17 protein-coding genes and 1 pseudogene are annotated in these 18,193 nt (G+C 72.4%); 12 read left to right on the top strand and 6 right to left on the bottom strand.

From position 1 onward, the window contains the following. Positions 1-1,135, top strand: a 1,135-nt coding sequence (locus LIU39_RS30960; protein ID WP_505016428.1) for a serine/threonine kinase C-terminal domain-containing protein, incomplete at its 5' end; no start/stop codon positions are given. Positions 1,136-1,139: 4 nt separating this feature from the next. Here the strand turns inward: LIU39_RS30960 and LIU39_RS30955 are convergent. Then, on the bottom strand, positions 1,140-2,699 hold the full coding sequence (locus LIU39_RS30955; RefSeq protein ID WP_227050254.1) for a class I adenylate-forming enzyme family protein: 1,560 nt from the start codon (positions 2,697-2,699) through the stop codon (positions 1,140-1,142). Positions 2,700-2,828: 129 nt separating this feature from the next. Here LIU39_RS30955 and LIU39_RS30950 point away from each other — a divergent pair, with 129 nt between their 5' ends. The 4 genes from LIU39_RS30950 (at position 2,829) to LIU39_RS30935 (ending at position 7,081) form a co-directional block, all read left to right on the top strand. Next, positions 2,829-4,019, top strand: coding sequence for an amidohydrolase family protein (locus tag LIU39_RS30950; protein WP_227050253.1), 1,191 nt, complete (start codon positions 2,829-2,831; stop codon positions 4,017-4,019). Continuing rightward, positions 4,019-5,173 carry an acyl-CoA dehydrogenase gene (locus tag LIU39_RS30945; protein WP_227050252.1) on the top strand — a complete coding sequence of 385 codons (1,155 nt, stop codon included), beginning with the start codon at positions 4,019-4,021 and terminating at the stop codon, positions 5,171-5,173. The genes LIU39_RS30950 and LIU39_RS30945 overlap by 1 nt, the downstream gene beginning before the upstream one ends. A 2-nt stretch (positions 5,174-5,175) precedes the next feature. After that, positions 5,176-6,150 (top strand): acyl-CoA dehydrogenase family protein, encoded by a 975-nt coding sequence (locus tag LIU39_RS30940; protein WP_227050251.1) that lies wholly within the window; start codon positions 5,176-5,178, stop codon positions 6,148-6,150. A 451-nt stretch (positions 6,151-6,601) separates the two neighbouring features. Continuing rightward, positions 6,602-7,081 carry an ATP-binding protein gene (locus tag LIU39_RS30935; protein WP_227050250.1) on the top strand — a complete coding sequence of 160 codons (480 nt, stop codon included), beginning with the start codon at positions 6,602-6,604 and terminating at the stop codon, positions 7,079-7,081. Between the two features lie 246 nt (positions 7,082-7,327). On the opposite strand, the pseudogene LIU39_RS30930 reads toward LIU39_RS30935, so the two are convergent. Then, positions 7,328-7,690, bottom strand: a pseudogene (locus LIU39_RS30930) (NUDIX hydrolase); the annotation flags it as partial. Here LIU39_RS30930 and LIU39_RS30925 point away from each other — a divergent pair. After that, the gene (locus LIU39_RS30925; protein ID WP_227050256.1) at positions 7,647-7,976 is read left to right on the top strand and encodes a hypothetical protein; all 330 of its coding nucleotides are present in this window, start codon (positions 7,647-7,649) and stop codon (positions 7,974-7,976) included. The pseudogene LIU39_RS30930 and the gene LIU39_RS30925 sit on opposite strands and share 44 nt — an antisense overlap. A 40-nt stretch (positions 7,977-8,016) precedes the next feature. Here the strand turns inward: LIU39_RS30925 and LIU39_RS30920 are convergent, their stop codons facing one another. Next, entirely contained in the window at positions 8,017-8,979 is a 963-nt protein-coding gene (locus tag LIU39_RS30920; RefSeq protein WP_227050249.1) for a LysR family transcriptional regulator, read from the bottom strand. Positions 8,980-9,101: 122 nt separating this feature from the next. Between LIU39_RS30920 and LIU39_RS30915 the strand changes: the two genes are divergently transcribed. Then, the gene (locus tag LIU39_RS30915) at positions 9,102-10,349 is read left to right on the top strand and encodes an MFS transporter (protein ID WP_227050248.1); all 1,248 of its coding nucleotides are present in this window, start codon (positions 9,102-9,104) and stop codon (positions 10,347-10,349) included. A 45-nt stretch (positions 10,350-10,394) separates the two neighbouring features. Here the strand turns inward: LIU39_RS30915 and LIU39_RS30910 are convergent, their stop codons facing one another. Then, on the bottom strand, positions 10,395-11,321 hold the full coding sequence (locus LIU39_RS30910) for a cyclase family protein (RefSeq protein WP_227050247.1): 927 nt from the start codon (positions 11,319-11,321) through the stop codon (positions 10,395-10,397). Between the two features lie 99 nt (positions 11,322-11,420). Here LIU39_RS30910 and LIU39_RS30905 point away from each other — a divergent pair, with 99 nt between their 5' ends. From LIU39_RS30905 to LIU39_RS30895, 3 genes are read left to right on the top strand one after another with little or no spacing between them, the layout of a single operon-like run. After that, complete coding sequence (locus tag LIU39_RS30905; protein WP_227050246.1) at positions 11,421-12,332, top strand: SDR family oxidoreductase; 912 nt, start codon at positions 11,421-11,423, stop codon at positions 12,330-12,332. Between the two features lie 35 nt (positions 12,333-12,367). Next, the gene (locus LIU39_RS30900) at positions 12,368-13,564 is read left to right on the top strand and encodes an acyl-CoA dehydrogenase family protein (protein ID WP_227050245.1); all 1,197 of its coding nucleotides are present in this window, start codon (positions 12,368-12,370) and stop codon (positions 13,562-13,564) included. Positions 13,565-13,573: 9 nt separating this feature from the next. Continuing rightward, complete coding sequence (locus LIU39_RS30895; protein ID WP_227050244.1) at positions 13,574-14,641, top strand: Zn-dependent alcohol dehydrogenase; 1,068 nt, start codon at positions 13,574-13,576, stop codon at positions 14,639-14,641. Between the two features lie 50 nt (positions 14,642-14,691). Here the strand turns inward: LIU39_RS30895 and LIU39_RS30890 are convergent, their stop codons facing one another. Next, a complete protein-coding gene (locus LIU39_RS30890; RefSeq protein ID WP_372464117.1) occupies positions 14,692-15,339 on the bottom strand; it encodes a flavin reductase family protein in 648 nt (215 codons plus the stop codon). A gap of 228 nt (positions 15,340-15,567) precedes the next feature. Between LIU39_RS30890 and LIU39_RS30885 the strand changes: the two genes are divergently transcribed. Both LIU39_RS30885 and LIU39_RS30880 read left to right on the top strand, forming a co-directional pair. Then, positions 15,568-16,137, top strand: a complete 570-nt coding sequence (locus LIU39_RS30885) for an RNA polymerase sigma factor (RefSeq protein WP_227050242.1) — start codon at positions 15,568-15,570, stop codon at positions 16,135-16,137. Between the two features lie 5 nt (positions 16,138-16,142). Further along, positions 16,143-16,829, top strand: a complete 687-nt coding sequence (locus tag LIU39_RS30880; RefSeq protein ID WP_227050241.1) for a hypothetical protein — start codon at positions 16,143-16,145, stop codon at positions 16,827-16,829. 445 nt (positions 16,830-17,274) lie between these two features. Here LIU39_RS30880 and LIU39_RS30875 read toward each other — a convergent pair whose 3' ends face one another. After that, complete coding sequence (locus LIU39_RS30875) at positions 17,275-18,183, bottom strand: enoyl-CoA hydratase/isomerase family protein (RefSeq protein WP_227050240.1); 909 nt, start codon at positions 18,181-18,183, stop codon at positions 17,275-17,277. Between the last annotated feature and the right edge of the window lie 10 nt (positions 18,184-18,193).

Raw genomic sequence — 18,193 nt, 5'->3', positions numbered from 1 at the left:
GCGGCCGCCCCTCGCGGCGCTGCTGAGCCGGGATCCGGCGGCCCGGCCGGGCTTCGACGACCTGCGGGTCCTGCTGTGGTCGGTGATCCGTGCGGCACCCGAGCCGGATCTCGGCAGCCTGCTGGTGACGATGCCGGCGCCGGGCGTGGGCGGCGATCCGCGGCGGCTGCCGATCGTGCGGCGGCGCGGTGAACTGGTCCGTACCCGGCGTGCCCGGCGCGGCGCGGCCCGCCGTGCGCGCACCGCTCCGGCCGCCGGCGGTACGGCGCAGCGGCCGCCCGAGCCGGCTGCGCCCCGGCAGGCCGGGCGTCCGAAGCGGCAGCGGGCGGCGCCCGGCCAGGGGGCGGAACCGGCGTCGTACGGTGCGGAGCCGGCGCCCTTCGCGGACGCGGGAGCGGCGCGCCGGGTCCGGCCGGGCAAGCCGCCGAAGCCGCCGCGGCGCGGCCCGCGGCATCTCGGCCGGCTGCTGCTGGTGCTGATCCTGCTGCTGGTGGTGGGCGCCGTCGTCTACGCGATGGTGTTCCTGCCGAAGGCCGGTTCTCGGGCGTCGGGTCCTGGCGGCGCCCTGCAGACGACGGCCGCGTCCGGCGCGCCGTCGGGCAGTCCCGCGCCGCCGCAGGACGGACAGGACGGCGGCGGCGCTTCGGGCACCGGCAGCCCTCAGACCACGGCGCCCGCCGGGCTCGCCGACGGGTTCGAGGTGCGCAAGGACCCCGACGGTTTCCAGGTCGGCGTCCGCAAGGGCTGGCAGCGCAGGGCGGCGAACGACCGGGGCCAGATCCGTTATGTCGGCGGCGCCTACGAGCTGGTGATCGTGCCCGGCCGGGACACGACGGCGAAGTTCGGCGCCGACCCGATGGCCTACCAGCAGGACAAGGAGCCGGAGCTGGCGCCGTACCGCGGTTCCGGCTGGGCGTCGGCTTCCGGGCTGCGGCGGATGGACGTCGGGCGGACGGCGATGGCCGAGGGCACCTTCACCTGGAAGGACAGCAGCGGCCGCGAGGTGTACGTGCGCAACCTCGCGATGATCCATGACGGCCGCTACCACCTCGTCCAGGTCATCGGCCCGGACGGCGCGCGCCGCGAGGTGGACCGCTACTACGACCAGGCGACCGGCAGCTACCGTCCGGCCTGACCGGTCAACTCCCGTGCGGTGGACGGGGGAGGGCGTCCGGGGCGGCTGAGCCGGGTGCGTCCGTGAACCGTTCGCGCAGCTCCTGTTTGAGGACCTTGCCCAGGGTCGCGCCGCGCGGCAGGGCGGGCAGCACCTCCAGCTGTTCCGGCAGCTTGTGCGGCGCCAGACCCGTGTCCCGCAGGTGTGCGGTGACCTCGGTAAGCGTCAACTCTCCTGCTCCCGGCGGCTGTTCGACGACCGCGCAGACCCGTTCGCCGCGTGTCTCGTCCGGCAGTCCGATGACGGCGGCGTCGGCGATGTCCGGGTGCAGGTGCAGCAGGTCCTCGATCTCGCGGGCCGAGATGTTCTCGCCCTTGCGGATGATGATGTCCTTGAGGCGGCCGGTGAGGACGAGGTGGCCGGCGGGGGTGAGGCGGCCGAGGTCTCCGGTGGGCAGGAAGCCGTCGGCATCGAAGGGCGGCGGCTCGTCCAGGTAGCCGCGGCAGACGGCCGGGCCGCGCAGCAGGATCTCGCCGCTGTCCGGGGCGATGCGGATCTCCATCCCCGGGGGTGGGCGCCCTTCGGTGGTCGCGAGGTGGTCCGCGTGCTCCAGCGGGTCGCCCATGGTGACCATCGGGGCCTCGGTCATCGCGTAGCCGTGGGCGAGCTTGCAGCCCAGCTCGGTGACCACGGCGTGGTGGAGGCCGGGCGGCCGGGGCGCGCCGCCGCCCGCCATCAGCCGCAGGGACGGCAGGAGGCGGCGGCCGGGCGGGAGTTTGCGCTGTTCGGCGAGGAAGAGGCGGTAGAAGGCGGTGGAGCCGCCGGCGACGGTGACGCGGTGGCGCCGGTAGGCGGCGAGCGAGCCGGGCAGCGCGAAGTGCTCCAGGAGGACGGCGGGGATGCCGTGCAGCAGGAGCATGACGGTGTAGTCGGGCCCGGCGACGTGGGCGTACGGGAAGGCCATCGAGCCGGTGTCGGACGGGCCGATGCGCAGCGCCGTGGCCAGGCAGCGTCCCGCGGTGCGCAGGCTGTGGTCGGTGTGCAGGACGCCTTTGGGTGCGGCGGTGGTGCCGGAGGTCCAGTAGATCCAGCGGACCGTGCGGGCGTCCCGGGGCGGCGGGGGCAGCACGGCGGGGTCGGCGTCGGGCAGCACGTCGTAGGTCTCGATGACGGTGAGCGGGCCGGGCAGTGGGGTGGCCAGGCGGCGGGCCATCGCGGTGTGGTCGAAGCCGCGCCAGGTGCCGGGGCTCAGGAAGAACGGGGCGCGGGTGCGGCGCAGTACGTGTCCGGTCTCGTGGTCGCGGTAGAGCGGTACGACCGGGCTCTGGACCGCGCCGATCCGCGCCAGTGCCAGGCTGACCAGCACCGTTTCGATGCGCGTCGGCAGCTGCCAGACGACCCGGCTGCCGGGGCGCACGCCGTGTTCGTACAGTCCTGCGGCGACCCGTTCGGCGCGCCGGTGCAGGGCGCCGAAGCTGATCCGGCGCTCGTGCCTGGCGGTTGAGCACCCTTGGACGAGGGCGAGGGCGCCGGGGGTGCGGGCGGCACGCCAGGCGACCAGGTCCCACAGGGTGCTGCCGGTCATGGAAGCCCTCCCGACTGCTGATGGAACGTCAGATCTGGCCCGAGGGTAGAGCCGTGCGCCTTGTCGGTCCAGAGGGTGCGGGGCTAGCCTCTTTCTGACGGGTCATCAGATTACGGTGAGGGGAATCCGGTGGAGCTACCGCGCATCATCAGCGTCGACGACCATGTGATCGAGCCCGCGCACCTCTTCGAGACGTGGCTGCCGGCGAAGTACCGCGACCGTGGCCCGAAGCCGCTGACGGCCGGGATCGGTGAACTGGCCTACGTCGGCGGGAAGTACAAGTTCACGACCGATCCGGAAGGCCAGCTGACGGACTGGTGGCAGTACGAGGGGGACGTCTTCCCGTACAAGCGCATCATCGCGGCCGTCGGCTTCTCGCGGGACGAGATGACGCTGGACGGGATCACCCGCGAGCAGATGCGGCGCGGGTGCTGGGATCCCCGGGCGCGGCTGGCCGACATGGACCTCAACCACGTCGAGGCGTCGCTGTGCTTCCCGACCTTCCCGCGGTTCTGCGGCCAGACCTTCGCCGAGGCCCGGGACAAGGAAGTGGGCCTCGCGTGCGTGCGGGCGTACAACGACTGGATGGTGGAGGAGTGGTGCGGGGACAGCGGCGGCCGGCTGATCCCGCTCTGCCTCATACCGCTGTGGGACGTGGCCCTGGCCGTCGCGGAGATCCGCCGCAACGCCGCCCGCGGCGTGCGCGCCGTCACCTTCTCCGAGATCCCCACCTACCTCGGGCTGCCGTCCATCCACAGCGGCTACTGGGATCCGTTCTTCGCGGCCTGCGAGGAGACCGGCACCGTCGTCAACATGCACATCGGATCCAGCTCGCAGATGCCGGCCGCATCGCCGGACGCGCCGCCCGCCGTGCAGGCGTCGCTCAGCTTCAACAACGCGATGGCCTCGATGATGGACTTCCTCTTCAGCGGCGTCCTGGTGAAGTTCCCGCGCCTCAAACTCGCCTACAGCGAGGGGCAGATGGGCTGGATCCCGTACGCCCTGGAGCGCGCGGACGACGTCTGGGAGGAGCACCGGGCCTGGGGCGGCGTACGCGACCTGATCCCCGAGCCGCCCTCCACGTACTACTACCGGCAGATCTTCTGCTGCTTCTTCCGCGACAAGCACGGCATCGACTCGCTGGACGTCGTCGGCCGGGACAACGCCACCTTCGAGACCGACTACCCGCACGTCGACTCCACCTGGCCGCGCACCAAGGAGGTCGCGCTCGACCACGTCAAGGGCCTGGACGACGAGACGGTGTACAAGCTGATGCGCGGCAACGCCATCCGGATGCTCGACCTCGACCTGGACCGGTAGTGGACCTCACGTACACGCCGGACGAGGACGACTTCCGCGCCCGGCTGCGCCGCTGGCTCGGCGAGGCGCTGCCCACCCTGCCGCCCCGCCCCGCAGCCGCCGACTGGCCGGGCCGCCGGGCCTACGACACCACCTGGCAGCGGATGCTGTACGACGCCGGATACGCCGGGCTGCACTGGCCGCGGGACGCCGGCGGGCAGGGCGCGACGCCGACCCAGCACCTGATCTTCCTGGAGGAGACGGAGCGGGCCGGCGCGCCCTACGTCGGCGCGAACTTCGTCGGATTGCTGCACGCCGGGCCGACCGTCGCCGCCGAGGGCACCGCGCACCAGCGCGCCCGCTGGCTCCCGCCGATCCTGCGCGGGGACGAGATCTGGTGCCAGGGCTTCAGCGAGCCGGACGCCGGATCCGACCTCGCGGCGCTGCGTACCAGGGCGGTCCGCGACGGCGACGACTACGTCGTGACCGGCGCGAAGATCTGGACCTCGCACGCCGAGGTCGCCGACTGGTGCGAACTCCTGGTCCGCACCGACCCCGAAGCCCCCAAGCACCGCGGCATCAGCTGGCTCGCCCTGCCCATGGACGCACCCGGCGTCACCGTGCGGCCGCTGCGCACCCTCGCCGGCACCACCGAATTCGCCGAGATGTTCCTCGACGAGGTGCGGGTGCCGGCCCGCAACCGGATCGGGGACGAGAACGACGGCTGGCGGGTCACCATGGTCACGCTGTCCTTCGAGCGCGGCACCGCCTTCGTCGGCGAAGTGGTGGCCTGCCGACGGGTGCTGGCCGCGCTGGCCCGCACCGCACGGGACAACGGACGCTGGGACGACGCGGCGCTCCGGCGCAGGCTCGGCCGGCTCGCCGCCGAGTTCACCGCGCTGTGGCGGCTCACCCAGTGGAACGTCAGCGAGGCGCAGCGCACCAACGGCGTGCCCGGCACGGGCGGTTCGGTCTTCAAGCTCCGCTACTCGCACGCCCGGCAGGAGCTGTACGACGCGGCGGCCGAGGTGCTCGGCGCCGGCGCTCTGGACGCGGACCACGAGTGGGTCGCGGCCCGGCTCTCCTCGCTCTCGTACACGATCGCGGCCGGCACCTCGCAGATCCAGCAGAACATCGTCGCCGAGCGGATACTCGGCCTGCCGAAGGGGCGGTGACCGTGGACTTCCGACTCACCGATGATCAAGAGGCGTTGCGGGCCGCCGCGCGGGAGCTGCTGGCCGGACGGTTCGGCAGGGAACGGCTGCGGGCCGCGGTCGGCGATCCGGCGCTGGACCGCGGGCTCTGGCGCGAGCTGGGCGCGGCCGGCTTCTTCGCGCTGCGGCTGCCGGAAGCGGCCGGCGGGGTGGGCCTGGGTCTGCCCGAAGCGGTCCTGGTCTGCGAGGAGGCCGGTCGGGCGCTGCTCCCGGGGCCGCTGGTGGCCTGCCATCTGCTGGCCGGAGTGGTGGACGGGGTGGCGGACGGCGAGAGGATCGTCGCGCTGGCCGACGCGGCACAGGGCCCGGGATGGTGGGAACACCCGGACGACTGCGACGAGTTGATCATGCTGGAGGAGCCGCAGGGGAAGCCCTGCGGCGCGTACCGGACCCCGGCGGCCGAGGCCCGCGCGGCCGCGCCACCACCACCGTCATCCGTCGACCCGCTCACCCCCCTCGCGCACCTCCCCGGCCCGTCCGCCCCGCGCACGCCCCTGGGCGCGGCCGTGGACGTGCCGCGGCTGCGCAGGGAAGCCGCGCTGCTCACCGCCGCGCAGCAGCTGGGCAGCGCGTCCCGCACGGTCGAAGACGCGGTCGGCCACGCCCGCACCCGCGAGCAGTTCGGCGCCCCCATCGGCTCCTTCCAGGCGGTCAAGCACCTCTGCGCCGGGATGCTCGTACGCGCCGAGACCGCCCGGAGCGCGGTGTACGCGGCGGCGGTCACCGAGAGCGAGCAGGAGGTGGCCGCCGCGAAGCTGCTCGCCGACGAGGCAGCGGTGCGTAACGCCCGCGACTGCGTGCAAGTGCACGGCGGGATGGGATTCACCTGGGAAGCGGACGTGCACCTGCATCTCAAGCGCGGCTGGCTGCGCGCGGAGAGCTGGGGGCGTGCGCACGTGATGGAGGAGCGTCTGGCCGCGGAGCTGCTGGCCGGATGAACTGCGCCTGACGGGGCCGACGATGTCAGGTTCTTGCAGCCGATGCGCGAAATGTCAGGACCGTGCAGCCAGATTCGGTCACGGAGCGTCGATATCAGTTGGTGACCTGAGCGCGACTCGTCACGCGCGGGAGTCGGCGGCCTGCTCGGGTACGCTCACTTGGATGCGAGTGGTTCTGTGGCGCAGCAACCGCGGTGCCGTCGAAAGGGCGGCTCCGGGGTACGGACTGCGCACCCCTCGCTCCGGTCGGGGGCCGCGGATTCCCCCGTGTTCGACTCCCCGCAAAGTGCGTCGCACAGTATGCGGCACGCATACTCCCTTGCGCTGGAATATGCCCGAAGCGCTTGTTGGGGTGACGGAACGTCAACCATGCTGTGCTGCGACGGGGTCACGCACCGTGACTTCGTGGAGGCGCAAGGCGAAGTTTCCGCCGGTTCGGATGGTGTGAGCGGTGCAGGTGCTTCAGGTTCAGTTGGACGTACGGCCGGACCCCGCGGAGGTGGGGCGGGCCAGGCGGTGGGCCAGGTCGCGGCTGGCCGGGTCGGGGATAGGCGTCGACGAGCCGTTGGCCGAGACCCTGATCCTGCTGATCTCGGAGCTGGTGACCAATGCCGTGGTCCATACCGGCACCGCGGCCGAGCTGCGGATGCGCTTTTCCGGCTCGGGCGCCGTGGTGGGGACGGTACGGGTCGAGGTGGTCGACTCCAGTGCCCGCCCGCCCTGCCCGCGCCATGCCGACGGCGAGGACACCAACGGCCGCGGCCTGGAACTCGTCGACGGCCTGGCCGACCGCTGGGGCTGGCAGCCGGAGGGCGCAGGGAAGCGGATCTGGTGCGAGGTGGACCGCGGACAGTCCCTGGTGATCACCACGGGAGGCGAACGGGGCACGTACGAACAGCGCGGTGCACGGCCGGCGCGGCTGGCGAACTAGGCCGCGTCCGACAGAGCACCGTGGCCGGCCCCGCCTCCCCGGCCTCACCTCTGTCGCCTCTCTCGCGCTGACTGCGTGGCAGTTCCTTCACCACCGACGATGCGCGTCTGTTCACCGGCCCAACACCGGTGAAAGGGCGCGCCTTTGTCGTTGTCGATACGTGGCACCCGGTCGGCAACGCTGCGCCCGTGTGGTGCGGAGCCGCGCGCGGCTCCGAGGCCCTTGCCGTCGCTACGGTGGACGAGGTCAGCCGAGACAGGGCCGTTCACGGTGCTCCAGGAAGTGCCGGAGCCGGAGCCGCTGCGTGTGGTGCATCGGCAGCTGATCAATCTCCTCCGGCTCGACGAACCGCAGCTCCGTGGACTCGACCGAGATCGTCAGCCGGCCGCCGACGACGCGGGCCGTGAAGCAGACGTTGAACTGCCTGCGCACCTCGCCATCTGAGTACGCGATGACGTGGCGAGGGTCGGTGTACGTGCCCACGAGCCCGGTGATCTCGACATCCAGGCCCGTTTCCTCCTTCACTTCGCGGACTGCGGCCCCCGGGAGCGAATCGGTCCTCTCCATGCCGCCGCCGGGCAGTGCCCAGAGACCGTTGTCCCTTCGGCGCACACAACAGACGGAATTCGAAACGATCGGACGCGATTACTGGGCCACCGGCGAGCGGGAAGAGGCCGAGGAGAAGGCCACCGCTTTCGTTAATGCGTTCCGGCGTCTGGGGATTGATTTCGACGGGATCGGGATCAAAGAGCCGTGCGGCGGCTGCCGGCGCCGTGAGCACAAAGTTGCCATCGGATCGATTTCCGTGGCCGAGGCAGGTGACTTCGCCGGGAAGCTCAATCAGGCGCTGGATCTTCTCGGCGGGTATCGCGCGCAGCAGCCTTGCCCGGACTAGTTGTTGCCGGTTGTGACGTTGGTGGCAGCGGCCGTCGGCGTCAGGTGTGGTCGAGGTTTCCGTCGCCGTGGCGTGGTGTTGTTGCCCAGGAGGGGAGCCAGGCTGTCTCGGGGAGCGGTGCCAGGCTTCCGAAGTGGTCGATGATGGCCCGGAGTCCTGGGTGTGGATTCGCTCGGGGGAAGATGAGCGAGAGCGGGTATGCGAGCGTCGGATTCACGATCGGGATGCGGCGTAGGTCGTGGTTCGTCGGCCAGATGTACCGGTCGCGCGAGCCGACAAAGGTTGCCACGTCTGCGGAGTCCGCGAGGATGTCGAGGAGTACCTCGTTGCCGAAGTTCGGGCCCGCGGCGTCGATGCGGAGGTCGAAGTCGGTGGCGAGCTGATCGTAGAAATCTGCCCATTCGCTTCGCGGCGCGATACCCGGCACCCAGATCCGGTGCCGGCGCAGCTCGGACGGTGTCAGTGTGCGTGCGGAGGCGAGCGGGTGCCGCGGGCCGACGAGGAGTTCCAGCGGGGAGTGGAACGCGTGGATCATTCGCACGTCGTGCGGGAGCGCGGCCGGGTCGGTGACCGAGCGGAACGAGGCGTCGATATCGCCTGCCTGGACGGCGGTGACCGCCACGCGCGGGTCGTCGACCCTGAGCGTCACCACGTCCAGGTCGGTTTCGGGATGCGACCGCCAATAGTCGTGCAGGACGACGGCCTGCGCGGATCGCAGGCCGAGAACGTCGATCCGAAGGGCCCGCGAGCCCGGTCTGATCGCGGTGATGGCGCGATCGACACCGGTGATGATGTTCCGGGCGTGCGGGAGAAAAGCCTGGCCGTCGAGTGTCAGCTCGACCCCTCGGGCGGTGCGGGTGAACAACCGGACGTCGAGTTCGCGCTCAAGGGTGGCGATCCGCTTCGACACGGCCTGTTGCGTGACGCCGAGCTCGTCGGCCGCGTGTTTGAGCTGTCCGAGCTCGGCCGCCCGGACGAACGATCGCACCGCCTCGGTATCCATGGAGCCAGGATAGGTGTGCTCAACCGATGGTTGTGGTTCGCCCGGAGCCGGTTGTTTGATCCCGCGAGGGTGCGGCCGGTGTGATGCACAGACCCGAACATCGGTTGTCGCGAGGGAGTCACATGCGCGTGCAGTTGGGGCGCAGTTTCGGCTGGCTGTGGTCGGCCTACGCCGTCAGTACGTACGGTACGTGGATTGCCTTCGGCGCGTTCCCGCTGATCGCGGTCCGAGTGCTGCACTCGCCGGCATTCGCCGTGTCGCTGCTGGAGGCGGCCGGGCTTGCCGTCGCGGCGATTGTCGCGTTCTCGCTCGGGCCGTGGGTGGAGCGCCGGGCCAAGCGTCCGGTGATGATCGCGATGGACCTGATCCGGTTCGTCGCGATGGCAAGTGTCCCGATCGCGTACGTCCTCGGCTTGCTTTCGTACGGCCAACTGCTGGTCGTCTCGGTCATCTCCGGGACCGCGGGCATCGCCTTCACCGCCGCATCCGGCGCGTATCTGAAGTATCTCGTCCGTGGCGATCACCTCCTTGTGGCGAACGGGAGATTCGAGGGCACGAGCTGGGCGGCGACGGCGGCGGGCCCGCCCCTCGGCGGTGCACTCGTGGGGTTGCTCGGCCCGGCCATCACTGTCATGGCCGACGCCCTCAGCTACCTGCTGTCCGCGCTCGGGGTTCTCCGCATCCGCGGAGGCGACGTCGCGGCACCCCGCGACCGGGCCACCAGGCTGCGCGGAGCCGACCTGCTCGGCGGCTGGCGGTTCATCCGCCGCGACCGCGCACTGAGGCGCCTGTTCCTCAACTCGATCCTGGTCAGCGGCCTGATCATGGCCACCGTCCCGCTCCTGTCCGTCCTCCTGCTGGGTCAGTACCACTTCCCGGCCTGGCAATACGGTCTTGCCTTCGGCATCCCCGCCCTCGGCGGCTTCGTGGGCGCCCGCCTCTCCGTGCGCCTCGCGACCCGCTACGGCCGGCACCGGGTCATGACCGTCTCCGGCTGGCTGCGGTCGCTCTTCCCGCTCGGTCTCGCGTTCGTCCGCCCCGGCATCCCCGGGCTCCTCACCGTGATCACCGTCGAGGGCCTGCTGATCACCTGCATGGGCATCTTCAATCCGATCTACGCAACAGAGCGCCTGCAACGGACTCCCGCGGATCACACCGCCCACATCCTCAGCACATGGAGTGCCGCCGGCAAACTCCTGCAAGCGGCCCTGATGGTGATCTGGGGTGTTCTCGCCACACTCACCAGCCCGCTCGCCGCGATCACCCTGTCCGGCGTTCTCCTGCTCGCCACCCCGCTCCTGCTGCCCCAACGGATACATGTGTCCGCCCCTGAGCCCGCCGCGTCGGCCGAAGACGTCCGGGTCGCGTGACTCACCGCGGCGCCCCCGGAGGCGCCGCCGCGCGCACGGGCCCCGTCAGAGCACCGCCACCGGTGCCACCGGCGCCCCCGTGCCGCCGGTGAACGGTTCGGCGACCGCGGAGAGGAAGAACGTGGCGCGGCCCAGGTCCGCGCAGGCTGTGGACAGGTCCTCCAGGTTCCAGTTCTGGCCCTGGAGCATCCCCATTTCGACCAGGTGCAGGGCATGTACCGGCATCCACAGGTCCGCGATCTCCGGCGGGAAGATCTCGAAGGTCAGGGTGTCGTTGGCGACGGCCGCCACGTCGCGTGCGTGGAACCACTCCGGGGTGCGGACCGAGAGGCCGGGTGAGGGAAACCCGTACGCCTGGCGGTCGCCTGCGAGGTAGTGGCGCAGCTGGCCGGTGCGGATCAGGACGATGTCGCCGGGCCCGACCGTGGTGCGCGCCAACTCCTCGGCCAGGTCCAGGTCTTCGGGGGTGACGGCGTAGCCGCCGGGCAGCCGGTCGGTGCCGTGGGCGCGGGCCACGTCCAGCAGGACTCCGCGTGAGGCGAGGGGGGTGGCCTTCTCGATGCCGAGGCGGGCGGCGCCTGCGTGGGCGGTGACGGTGTCGGCGGGGCGGTTGTTGTAGAGGCGGCCGGAGTGGGAGACGTGCGCGAGGCCGTCCCAGTGGGTGGCGGCCTGGAGGCTCATGGTGACCGCGTCGTCCGAGGTGGCGACCGTGCCGGGGCCGAACAGCTGCTGGTTGATCGCGGTCATGGTGTGCAGCGGGTTGACCCGGCCGGGGATCGCGCCGGTCTGTACGCCGTCCTGCCGCAGCGGGAGCGCGAGCGGGATGCGCAGGCCGCGGCGGACGCAGCCGGCGGCCGCACGCACGACCTCGTCGGTGATCAGGTTCAGGGTGCCGATCTCGTCGTCGGGGCCCCAGCGGCCCCAGTTGTTCACGCGTGCGGCGAGGTCGTGGAACTCCTGCGGCAGCGGCACGGGCCCTCCTCGGGGCGGGTTCGGCTCGGGGTCTTGTGTTCGGACCGCGACTGCTCAAAAATCTAACGGTCCGTCAGAAACTGCGGGAAGGGGCGCGGCATGGGGAACTTCTTGACCGGCAAGGTGATCGCCGTAACGGGCGCGGGGCGCGGCATCGGCCGGGCGGTCGCCCTCGCCTGCGCCGCGCACGGCGCGAAGGTGATCGTCAACGATTACGGGGTCTCCATCGAGGGCGGCGAGCCGAGCAGCGAGGTCGCCGCGTCCGTGGTGAAGGAGATCGAGGCGGCCGGGGGCGAGGGGGTGGCGGTCGCCGACGACGTGTCCACGATGGCGGGCGGCCAGCGCATCGTGGACACCGCGCTGGCGCGGTACGGGCGGATCGACGGCGTGGTGTGCGTGGCGGGCATCCTGCGCGAACGGATGCTGTTCAACATGTCCGAGGAGGAGTGGGATCCGGTCGTCGCCACCCACCTCAAGGGCACCTTCACGGTCTTCAAGGCGGCCTCCGCGGTAATGCGCAAGCAGGGCTCGGGCACCCTCATCGGCTTCACCAGCGGCAACCATCAGGGCAGCGTCGCGCAGGCCAACTACGCCTCGGCCAAGGGCGGCATCATCTCGCTGGTGCGCAGCGCGGCGCTCGGCCTGCACAAGTACGGGGTGACCGCCAACGCCGTGGCGCCGGTCGCGCGGACCCGGATGTCGGCGAACGTCCCGATGGAGCTGACGGAGATCGGCGAGCCCGAGGACGTCGCGGCGCTGGTCGTCTACCTGCTGAGCGAGAAGGCCCGCGAGGAGAAGATCACCGGGCAGGTCTACACGATCGCGGGACCGAAGGTCGCGGTCTGGGCCCAGCCGCGCGAGCTGCGCGCCGCCTACGCCGACGGGGCGTGGACGCCGGAGAAGATCGCCGCGTTCCTGCCGGGGACGGTCGGCACGGACCCGATGCCGATGCTCGCGCAACTGGAGGCGATGGCCGCGGCGGCCGCTGCGGGCACGCGTCCGAACCGTTAGGTCCGTCCGGTACGGCCGAATGTGGGGAGGCGGGGATGGACTTCGGGTTCGGGAGTACGGACGACGGGTTCCGCAGCGAGGCCAGGCAGTGGCTCGGGGAGCGCCTGACGGGCCCCTTCGCGGCGCTCGCGGGCCGCGGCGGCCCCGGCAGCGAGCACGAGGACGCCGCGGAACGCCGGGCGTGGGAACGGGAGTTGGGCGCCGGCGGCTGGATCGGCATCGGCTGGGACCGTACGCACGGCGGGTACGGGAACCGTGCGGCGAGCCTGACCCGGCAGGTGGTCTGGGCCGAGGAGTACGCCCGCGCCAGGGCGCCAGGCCGGGTCGGGCACATCGGTGAGAACCTGCTCGCGCCGACGCTGCTGGCCTTCGGCGACGCGGCGCAACGGGACCGTTTCCTGCCGGCCGTCGCCCGCGGCGAGGAACTGTGGTGCCAGGGCTACTCCGAGCCGGACGCCGGATCGGACCTGGCCGGGCTGCGGACGGCGGCGGTGCGGGACGGGGCGGCGTACCGGATCACCGGGCAGAAGATCTGGATGTCGCTGGCGGCCGACGCCGACTGGTGCTTCGTCCTCGCGCGCACCGATCCGCGCGAGCGCCGCCGCCGCGGGCTGTCCTTCCTGCTGGTGCCGATGGACCAGCCGGGACGGATCGAGGTGCGGCCGATCCGGCAGATGTCGGGCACGGCCGAGTTCAACGAGGTGTTCTTCGACGGTGCCGTCGCCGACGCCGGGCACGTGGTGGGCGGCGAGGGCGCCGGCTGGCGGGTCGCGACGGGCCTGCTCGCCCTGGAGCGCGGGGTGTCCACCCTGGTCCAGCAGATCGGCTTCGCCGCCGAGCTGGACGAAGTGATCGGCGAAGCGGTCCGCTGCGGCGCACTCGACGATCCCGTACTGCACGGGCAACTGGTGCGGCAATGGGCCGAGTTGCGGGTGATGCGGTGGAACGCGCTGCGGACCCTGGGCGCGGCCGGCGGTCCCGGGGCGCCCAGCGTGGCGAAGCTGCTGTGGGGCGGCTGGCACCAGCGGCTCGGCGAGCTGGCCATGCGGGTGCGCGGCGCGGCCGCGGCGCTCGGCCCGGCCGACTGGAGCCCTGCCGCACCCTACGAACTGGACCCGCTGCAACGGCTGTTCCTGTTCACCCGGGCCGACACCGTCTACGGCGGTTCGGACGAGATCCAGCGCAACATCATCGCCGGGCGCGTGCTCGGCCTCCCCCGACTGGAGCAGTGAGGAGCAGTGATGAGAGGCGTCATCTTCGACGGCGAGAAGCCCCGGGTCGTGGACGACCTGGAGGTGCGCGATCCAGGGCCGGGCGAGGTGCTGGTCGCGATCGAGGCGGCCGGGCTGTGCCACAGCGACCTCTCGGTGGTGGACGGCACCATTCCGTTCCCGGTTCCCGTGGTGCTCGGGCACGAGGGTGCCGGGGTGGTGGAGGCGGTGGGCGCCGGGGTCGGCCATGTCGTGCCGGGCGACCGGGTGGCGCTGTCCACGCTGGCGAACTGCGGGGCCTGCGCGGAGTGCGACCGCGGCCGTCCGACGATGTGCCGCAAGGCGATCGGGATGCCGGGCGCGCCGTTCCTGCGGGGCGGTGAGGCGCTGTACCAGTTCGCCTCCAACTCGGCGTTCGCCGAGCGCACCGTCGTCAAGGCCGTGCAGGCGGTGAAGATCGACCCGGCCGTCCCGGCGGCTTCGGCCGCGCTCATCGGCTGCGGGGTGCTGACCGGCGTCGGGGCCGTGCTCAACCGCGCGAAGGTGGACCGCGGGGACTCGGTGGTGGTCATCGGGGCCGGCGGCATCGGCCTGAACGTCCTCCAGGGGGCGCGGATCGCCGGGGCATCGGTGATCGTCGCGGTGGACGCCAATCCCGCGAAGGAGGCGGCGGCGCGGCAGTTCGGCGCGACGCATTTCATCGACGCATCCGCCGTGCCGGACACGGTCAAGGCGGTGAAGGCGGTGCTGCCGACCGGCGCCGACCACGCCTTCGAGTGCGTGGGCAGCACCCGGCTGATCCGGCAGGCGGTGGACGTGCTGGACCGGCACGGCCAGGCGGTGCTGCTGGGCGTGCCGCCGGCCACCGCCGAGGCGTCGTTCCTGGTGTCGTCGATGTATCTCGACAAGTCGATACTCGGCTGCCGCTACGGTTCCTCGCGGCCACAGCGTGACATCGCGCTCTACGCCCGGATGTACCGCGAAGGGCGGCTGCTGCTCGACGAGTTGGTGACCACCGTCTACCCGGTGGAGGACTTCGCGAAGGCGGCGGACGACGCCCACCACGGGCGGGTGGCGCGGGCCGTGCTGGTCTTCTGATCCGCGGTTCCCCGGCGGCCGCCCGGTGCGGCGGCCGCCCGTCCTTCTCGCTACGCGTCGCTGAAGCCGCCGAAGGCGCCGCGGTGGAAGAGGAGCGGGCCCGCGCCGGCCGCGGCGGTGTCCGTGCCGAGCGCGTCGACCCGGCCGACGACGATGAGGTGGTCGCCCCCGGTGTGCACCGCCTGGAGGGTGCAGTCGATCCAGGCCGGAGCGTCCGCGAGGCGCGGCGAGCCGGTCGCGGGGGCCGGTGTGTGCCGGACCCCGGCGAACTTGTCGGCGCCGCTGACCGCGAACTGTCCGCACAGCGGCCCCTGTCCGGCCCCCAGGATGTTGACGCAGAAGACCCCGGCACGGGCGATCCGCGGCCAGGTCGTGGAGGTGCGGGCGACCATGAAGGTCACCAGTGGGGGATCGAGGGAGAGCGAGGCGAAGGACTGGCAGGCGAAGCCGGCCGGCCCCTCGGCGCGCTCCGGGGGCGTCGCGCCCGCAGGTCCCGGCGCCGTGATGATCGTGACGCCGCTGGCGAAGTGCCCCAGGACGGCGCGGAATTCGGCCGGGTCCAGGGGTGCGCGTTCGTCGTCGCGTACCGCGCGCAGGGCGGGGCGCGGGGGCGCGGGGGCGGGGGCGGCGGTCGAGGTCGGCGCGCCGGTCGCGCGCAGATACCGCACGGCCGTGGCCGCCATTCCTGCATGTCCCATCATGCCTCCATTGAAACTGATGGCTTGTCAGATAGGAAGCGGTCGGCGGGGCCAACGGGCCGCGTCCGGTGCAGAGTTGACCCGCAAGGGTGGTTTGGGGAATCCCAGGGGTGAGGCAGGGGCGATTGCGGAGTGATCGACACCGTATTCCTGATTGGCTGCCTGTCGTACGGGTAGCCTCCACCCCGGCCGCACCCGTAGCCGAGCAGCGGGGGAGAGTTCCGGTTCATGGCCGATGTGACGCCGTCGTCATCCTCGTCTGCCGCGTCACCGAGCTTCGACGAGGTCTTCTGCGGGCTGTTGCCCCGGCTCTACCGGCGGGCGGTGATGCTGGCCGGCTCGCGACAGTCCGCGGAGGATGTGGTGCATGAGGCCTACCTCAAACTCGCCGTACGCCCGCAGCGCTTCCTCGCCCACCCGGAGCCGTACGCCTACGCCTTCACCACCGTCCTCAACGTCGCCAGGGACGCGTACCGCAAGGACAGCAGGCAGGTGCTGGTCGACGCGGTCGAGGGGTTCGACGAGGCCGCAGGATTCGACGGGGCGGCCAAAACCGGCGACTGGGACGGCGGGATGGGCCGGCGCCATGCCGAACTGGAAGCGGTGCGGATGCTGGGCACCCTGTCGCACCGGCAGGCCGGCATCGTCATCCTCGTCGACCTCGACGGCTACACCATCGACCAGGCCGCCAAGATCATGAAGGTGCACCGCGGCACCGCGGCCCGGCATCGCGCCCGCGCGCTGGACCGGCTCCGCGCGCAGCTCGTGGAATCGGAACAGGGACGGGCGGGGAGGTGAGCACGGTGGGCACGGGCCGACGGTACGGCGGTGACGTCGAGGGCGGCTGTGGTCCCGGCGCGGACGCCGGGCGGGACGGCGGCGGCGCGGCCGGCGGCGGCGCCGTCGCCTCCGGGGGCGGTGGCGGGGACGACGTCGAAGCGCTGCTCCGGGAGCGGCTGCGGCAGGCCGACGAACGCATCGAGATGCCGCCAGGACTGTGGTCGCGGATCCAGGAGACGGCGTCCGAGCGGCGCCCGAAAGCCGTCGCGCTGCCGCGCCGCAGGCCGTACGCCGTCGCCTTCGCGGTCGCCGCCACGGTCGCCGCCGTGGCGCTCGGGGCGTGGTGGGTGCAGCGTCCCGGCGGCGGAGCGCTGCCGTCGCAGGCCAGGGAGCAGGGCGTGCCGGTCACGGTCCACAACACCGAATCCGCGTGCCGCGGGCCCCGCACCCTGGAGTGCGGCCTGCGGCTGGCCAAGGACCCGCACCGGCGCTACGCGGAGCGGGACAACTCCGCGGGCCGGGTCTGGCACGGCGACGTCCTGGTGGCCCGCTGCGTGGTCACCGACGGCCTGATGGTCCGCGACGAACAGGGCCTGACCTCCACCCGCTGGTACCTGGTCACGACCGGGGAAGGCGTGCGCGGCTGGCTGCCAGGGGTGCGGACGCGCAATACGCGCGAGGTGCCGGTGTGCCCGGCGGGAGAGAGGTGACCGGGGTGGAGGACGGGCCGTACGTGGTGCGGTGCGGCGGCGCCCGGTGTGATGCGGCTCACCTCTGGTGGTGTCATACGGAGCGGGGGGTTCATCCGTGGGGGAAGTGCTGGGTAGGCGCTACAGGGGGAGTTCATTGATGCGGGTGCGTGGCACGTTCCCCGTCGCCGTCGGCGCCGGAATCCTCACGGCCGGTCTCCTGGGCGTCGCTGGTGTCGTCACCGCGGGTCCGGACGCCGGGGAAGGACCTGCGGCGCGGGTGACCGGGGCGGCGCCGGGCGGGTCCGGGTCCGGTGCCGCGGGGCCGCCCGCCACCGGACAGCCGGCGGCCGACCCGGACCCGGCCGCGTCGCCGTCGTCTCCCCAGCGGCCCGCAGGAAACCGGGCGGCCGGGTAGGCGCGACGGCACCCCAGTGGCGGCCGAACGGCCCGCCCGTCGGTGCGCTCACCGCCCCCGGTACACCGGGCTGCGGCGCGCCACGAAGGAGGCGACCCCCTCCTGGGCGTCCGCCGTCGTCATGTTGATCTCCTGGGCGGTGGCCTCGGCGGCGAAGGCGGTGCTTCTGCCGGTGTCGAGCGAGGCGTTGACCAGTTGCTTGGTGAGCGCGATGGCACGGGTGGGGCCGGCCGCGAGGCGCTCGGCCCACTCGCGTGCGGTCTTCTCCAGCGCGTCGTCCGGCACGACCCGGTTGACAAGCCCCAGCCGTTCGGCGTCGGCCGCGGGCAGCGCGTCGCCGAAGAACATCAGCTCCTTGGCGCGCTGCGGACCGATCAGCCTCGGCAGCAGGTAGGCGCCGCCGCCGTCCGGTACCAGGCCGCGGCGGACGAACACCTCGATGAACCGCGCCGATTCGGCGGCCAGCACCAGATCGCAGGCGAACGCCAGATGCGCGCCGAGACCGGCCGCCGTGCCGTTCACCGCGGCGATCACCGGCTTCTCGCAGTCCAGCACCGCACCGATGAAGCGCTGCGCGCCACCCCGGATCAGCCGCGCCACATCGCCGGCCACCCGCTCCCCGGAACGGGCGGCCGGAGCGCCCCGCAGGTCGGCGCCCGCACAGAAGCCCCTGCCGGTCGCGGTGATCACCACGGCCCGTACGTCCGGGTCGGCGGAGGCGTCGGCGAGTCGGCCGACGAGGTGTTCGCGCTGGTCGTGGGTGAGGGCGTTCATGGCTTCCGGGCGGTTGAGGGTGAGCCAGGAGACGCCGTTGTCAGTGGTGTGCAGTATCAAGGAATCAGCGGGTGACGCGGAGTGAGCGTCCGGCGTACGGGCGTGCGCGGCGCGGGTGCCCGCGGTGGCGCCCGGGGTGTCCGGGGGCTCGGGGGAAGCAGCGGAAGCGGGGGTGGGGGTCATGGGGGTGCGG

It is taken from the genome of Streptomyces pinistramenti, assembly GCF_020564935.1.
Classification (GTDB): Bacteria; Actinomycetota; Actinomycetes; order Streptomycetales; family Streptomycetaceae; genus Streptomyces; species Streptomyces pinistramenti.
The sequence above is the reverse complement of the archived record's forward strand: the minus strand, read 5'-3'. Positions and strand labels throughout refer to the sequence as shown.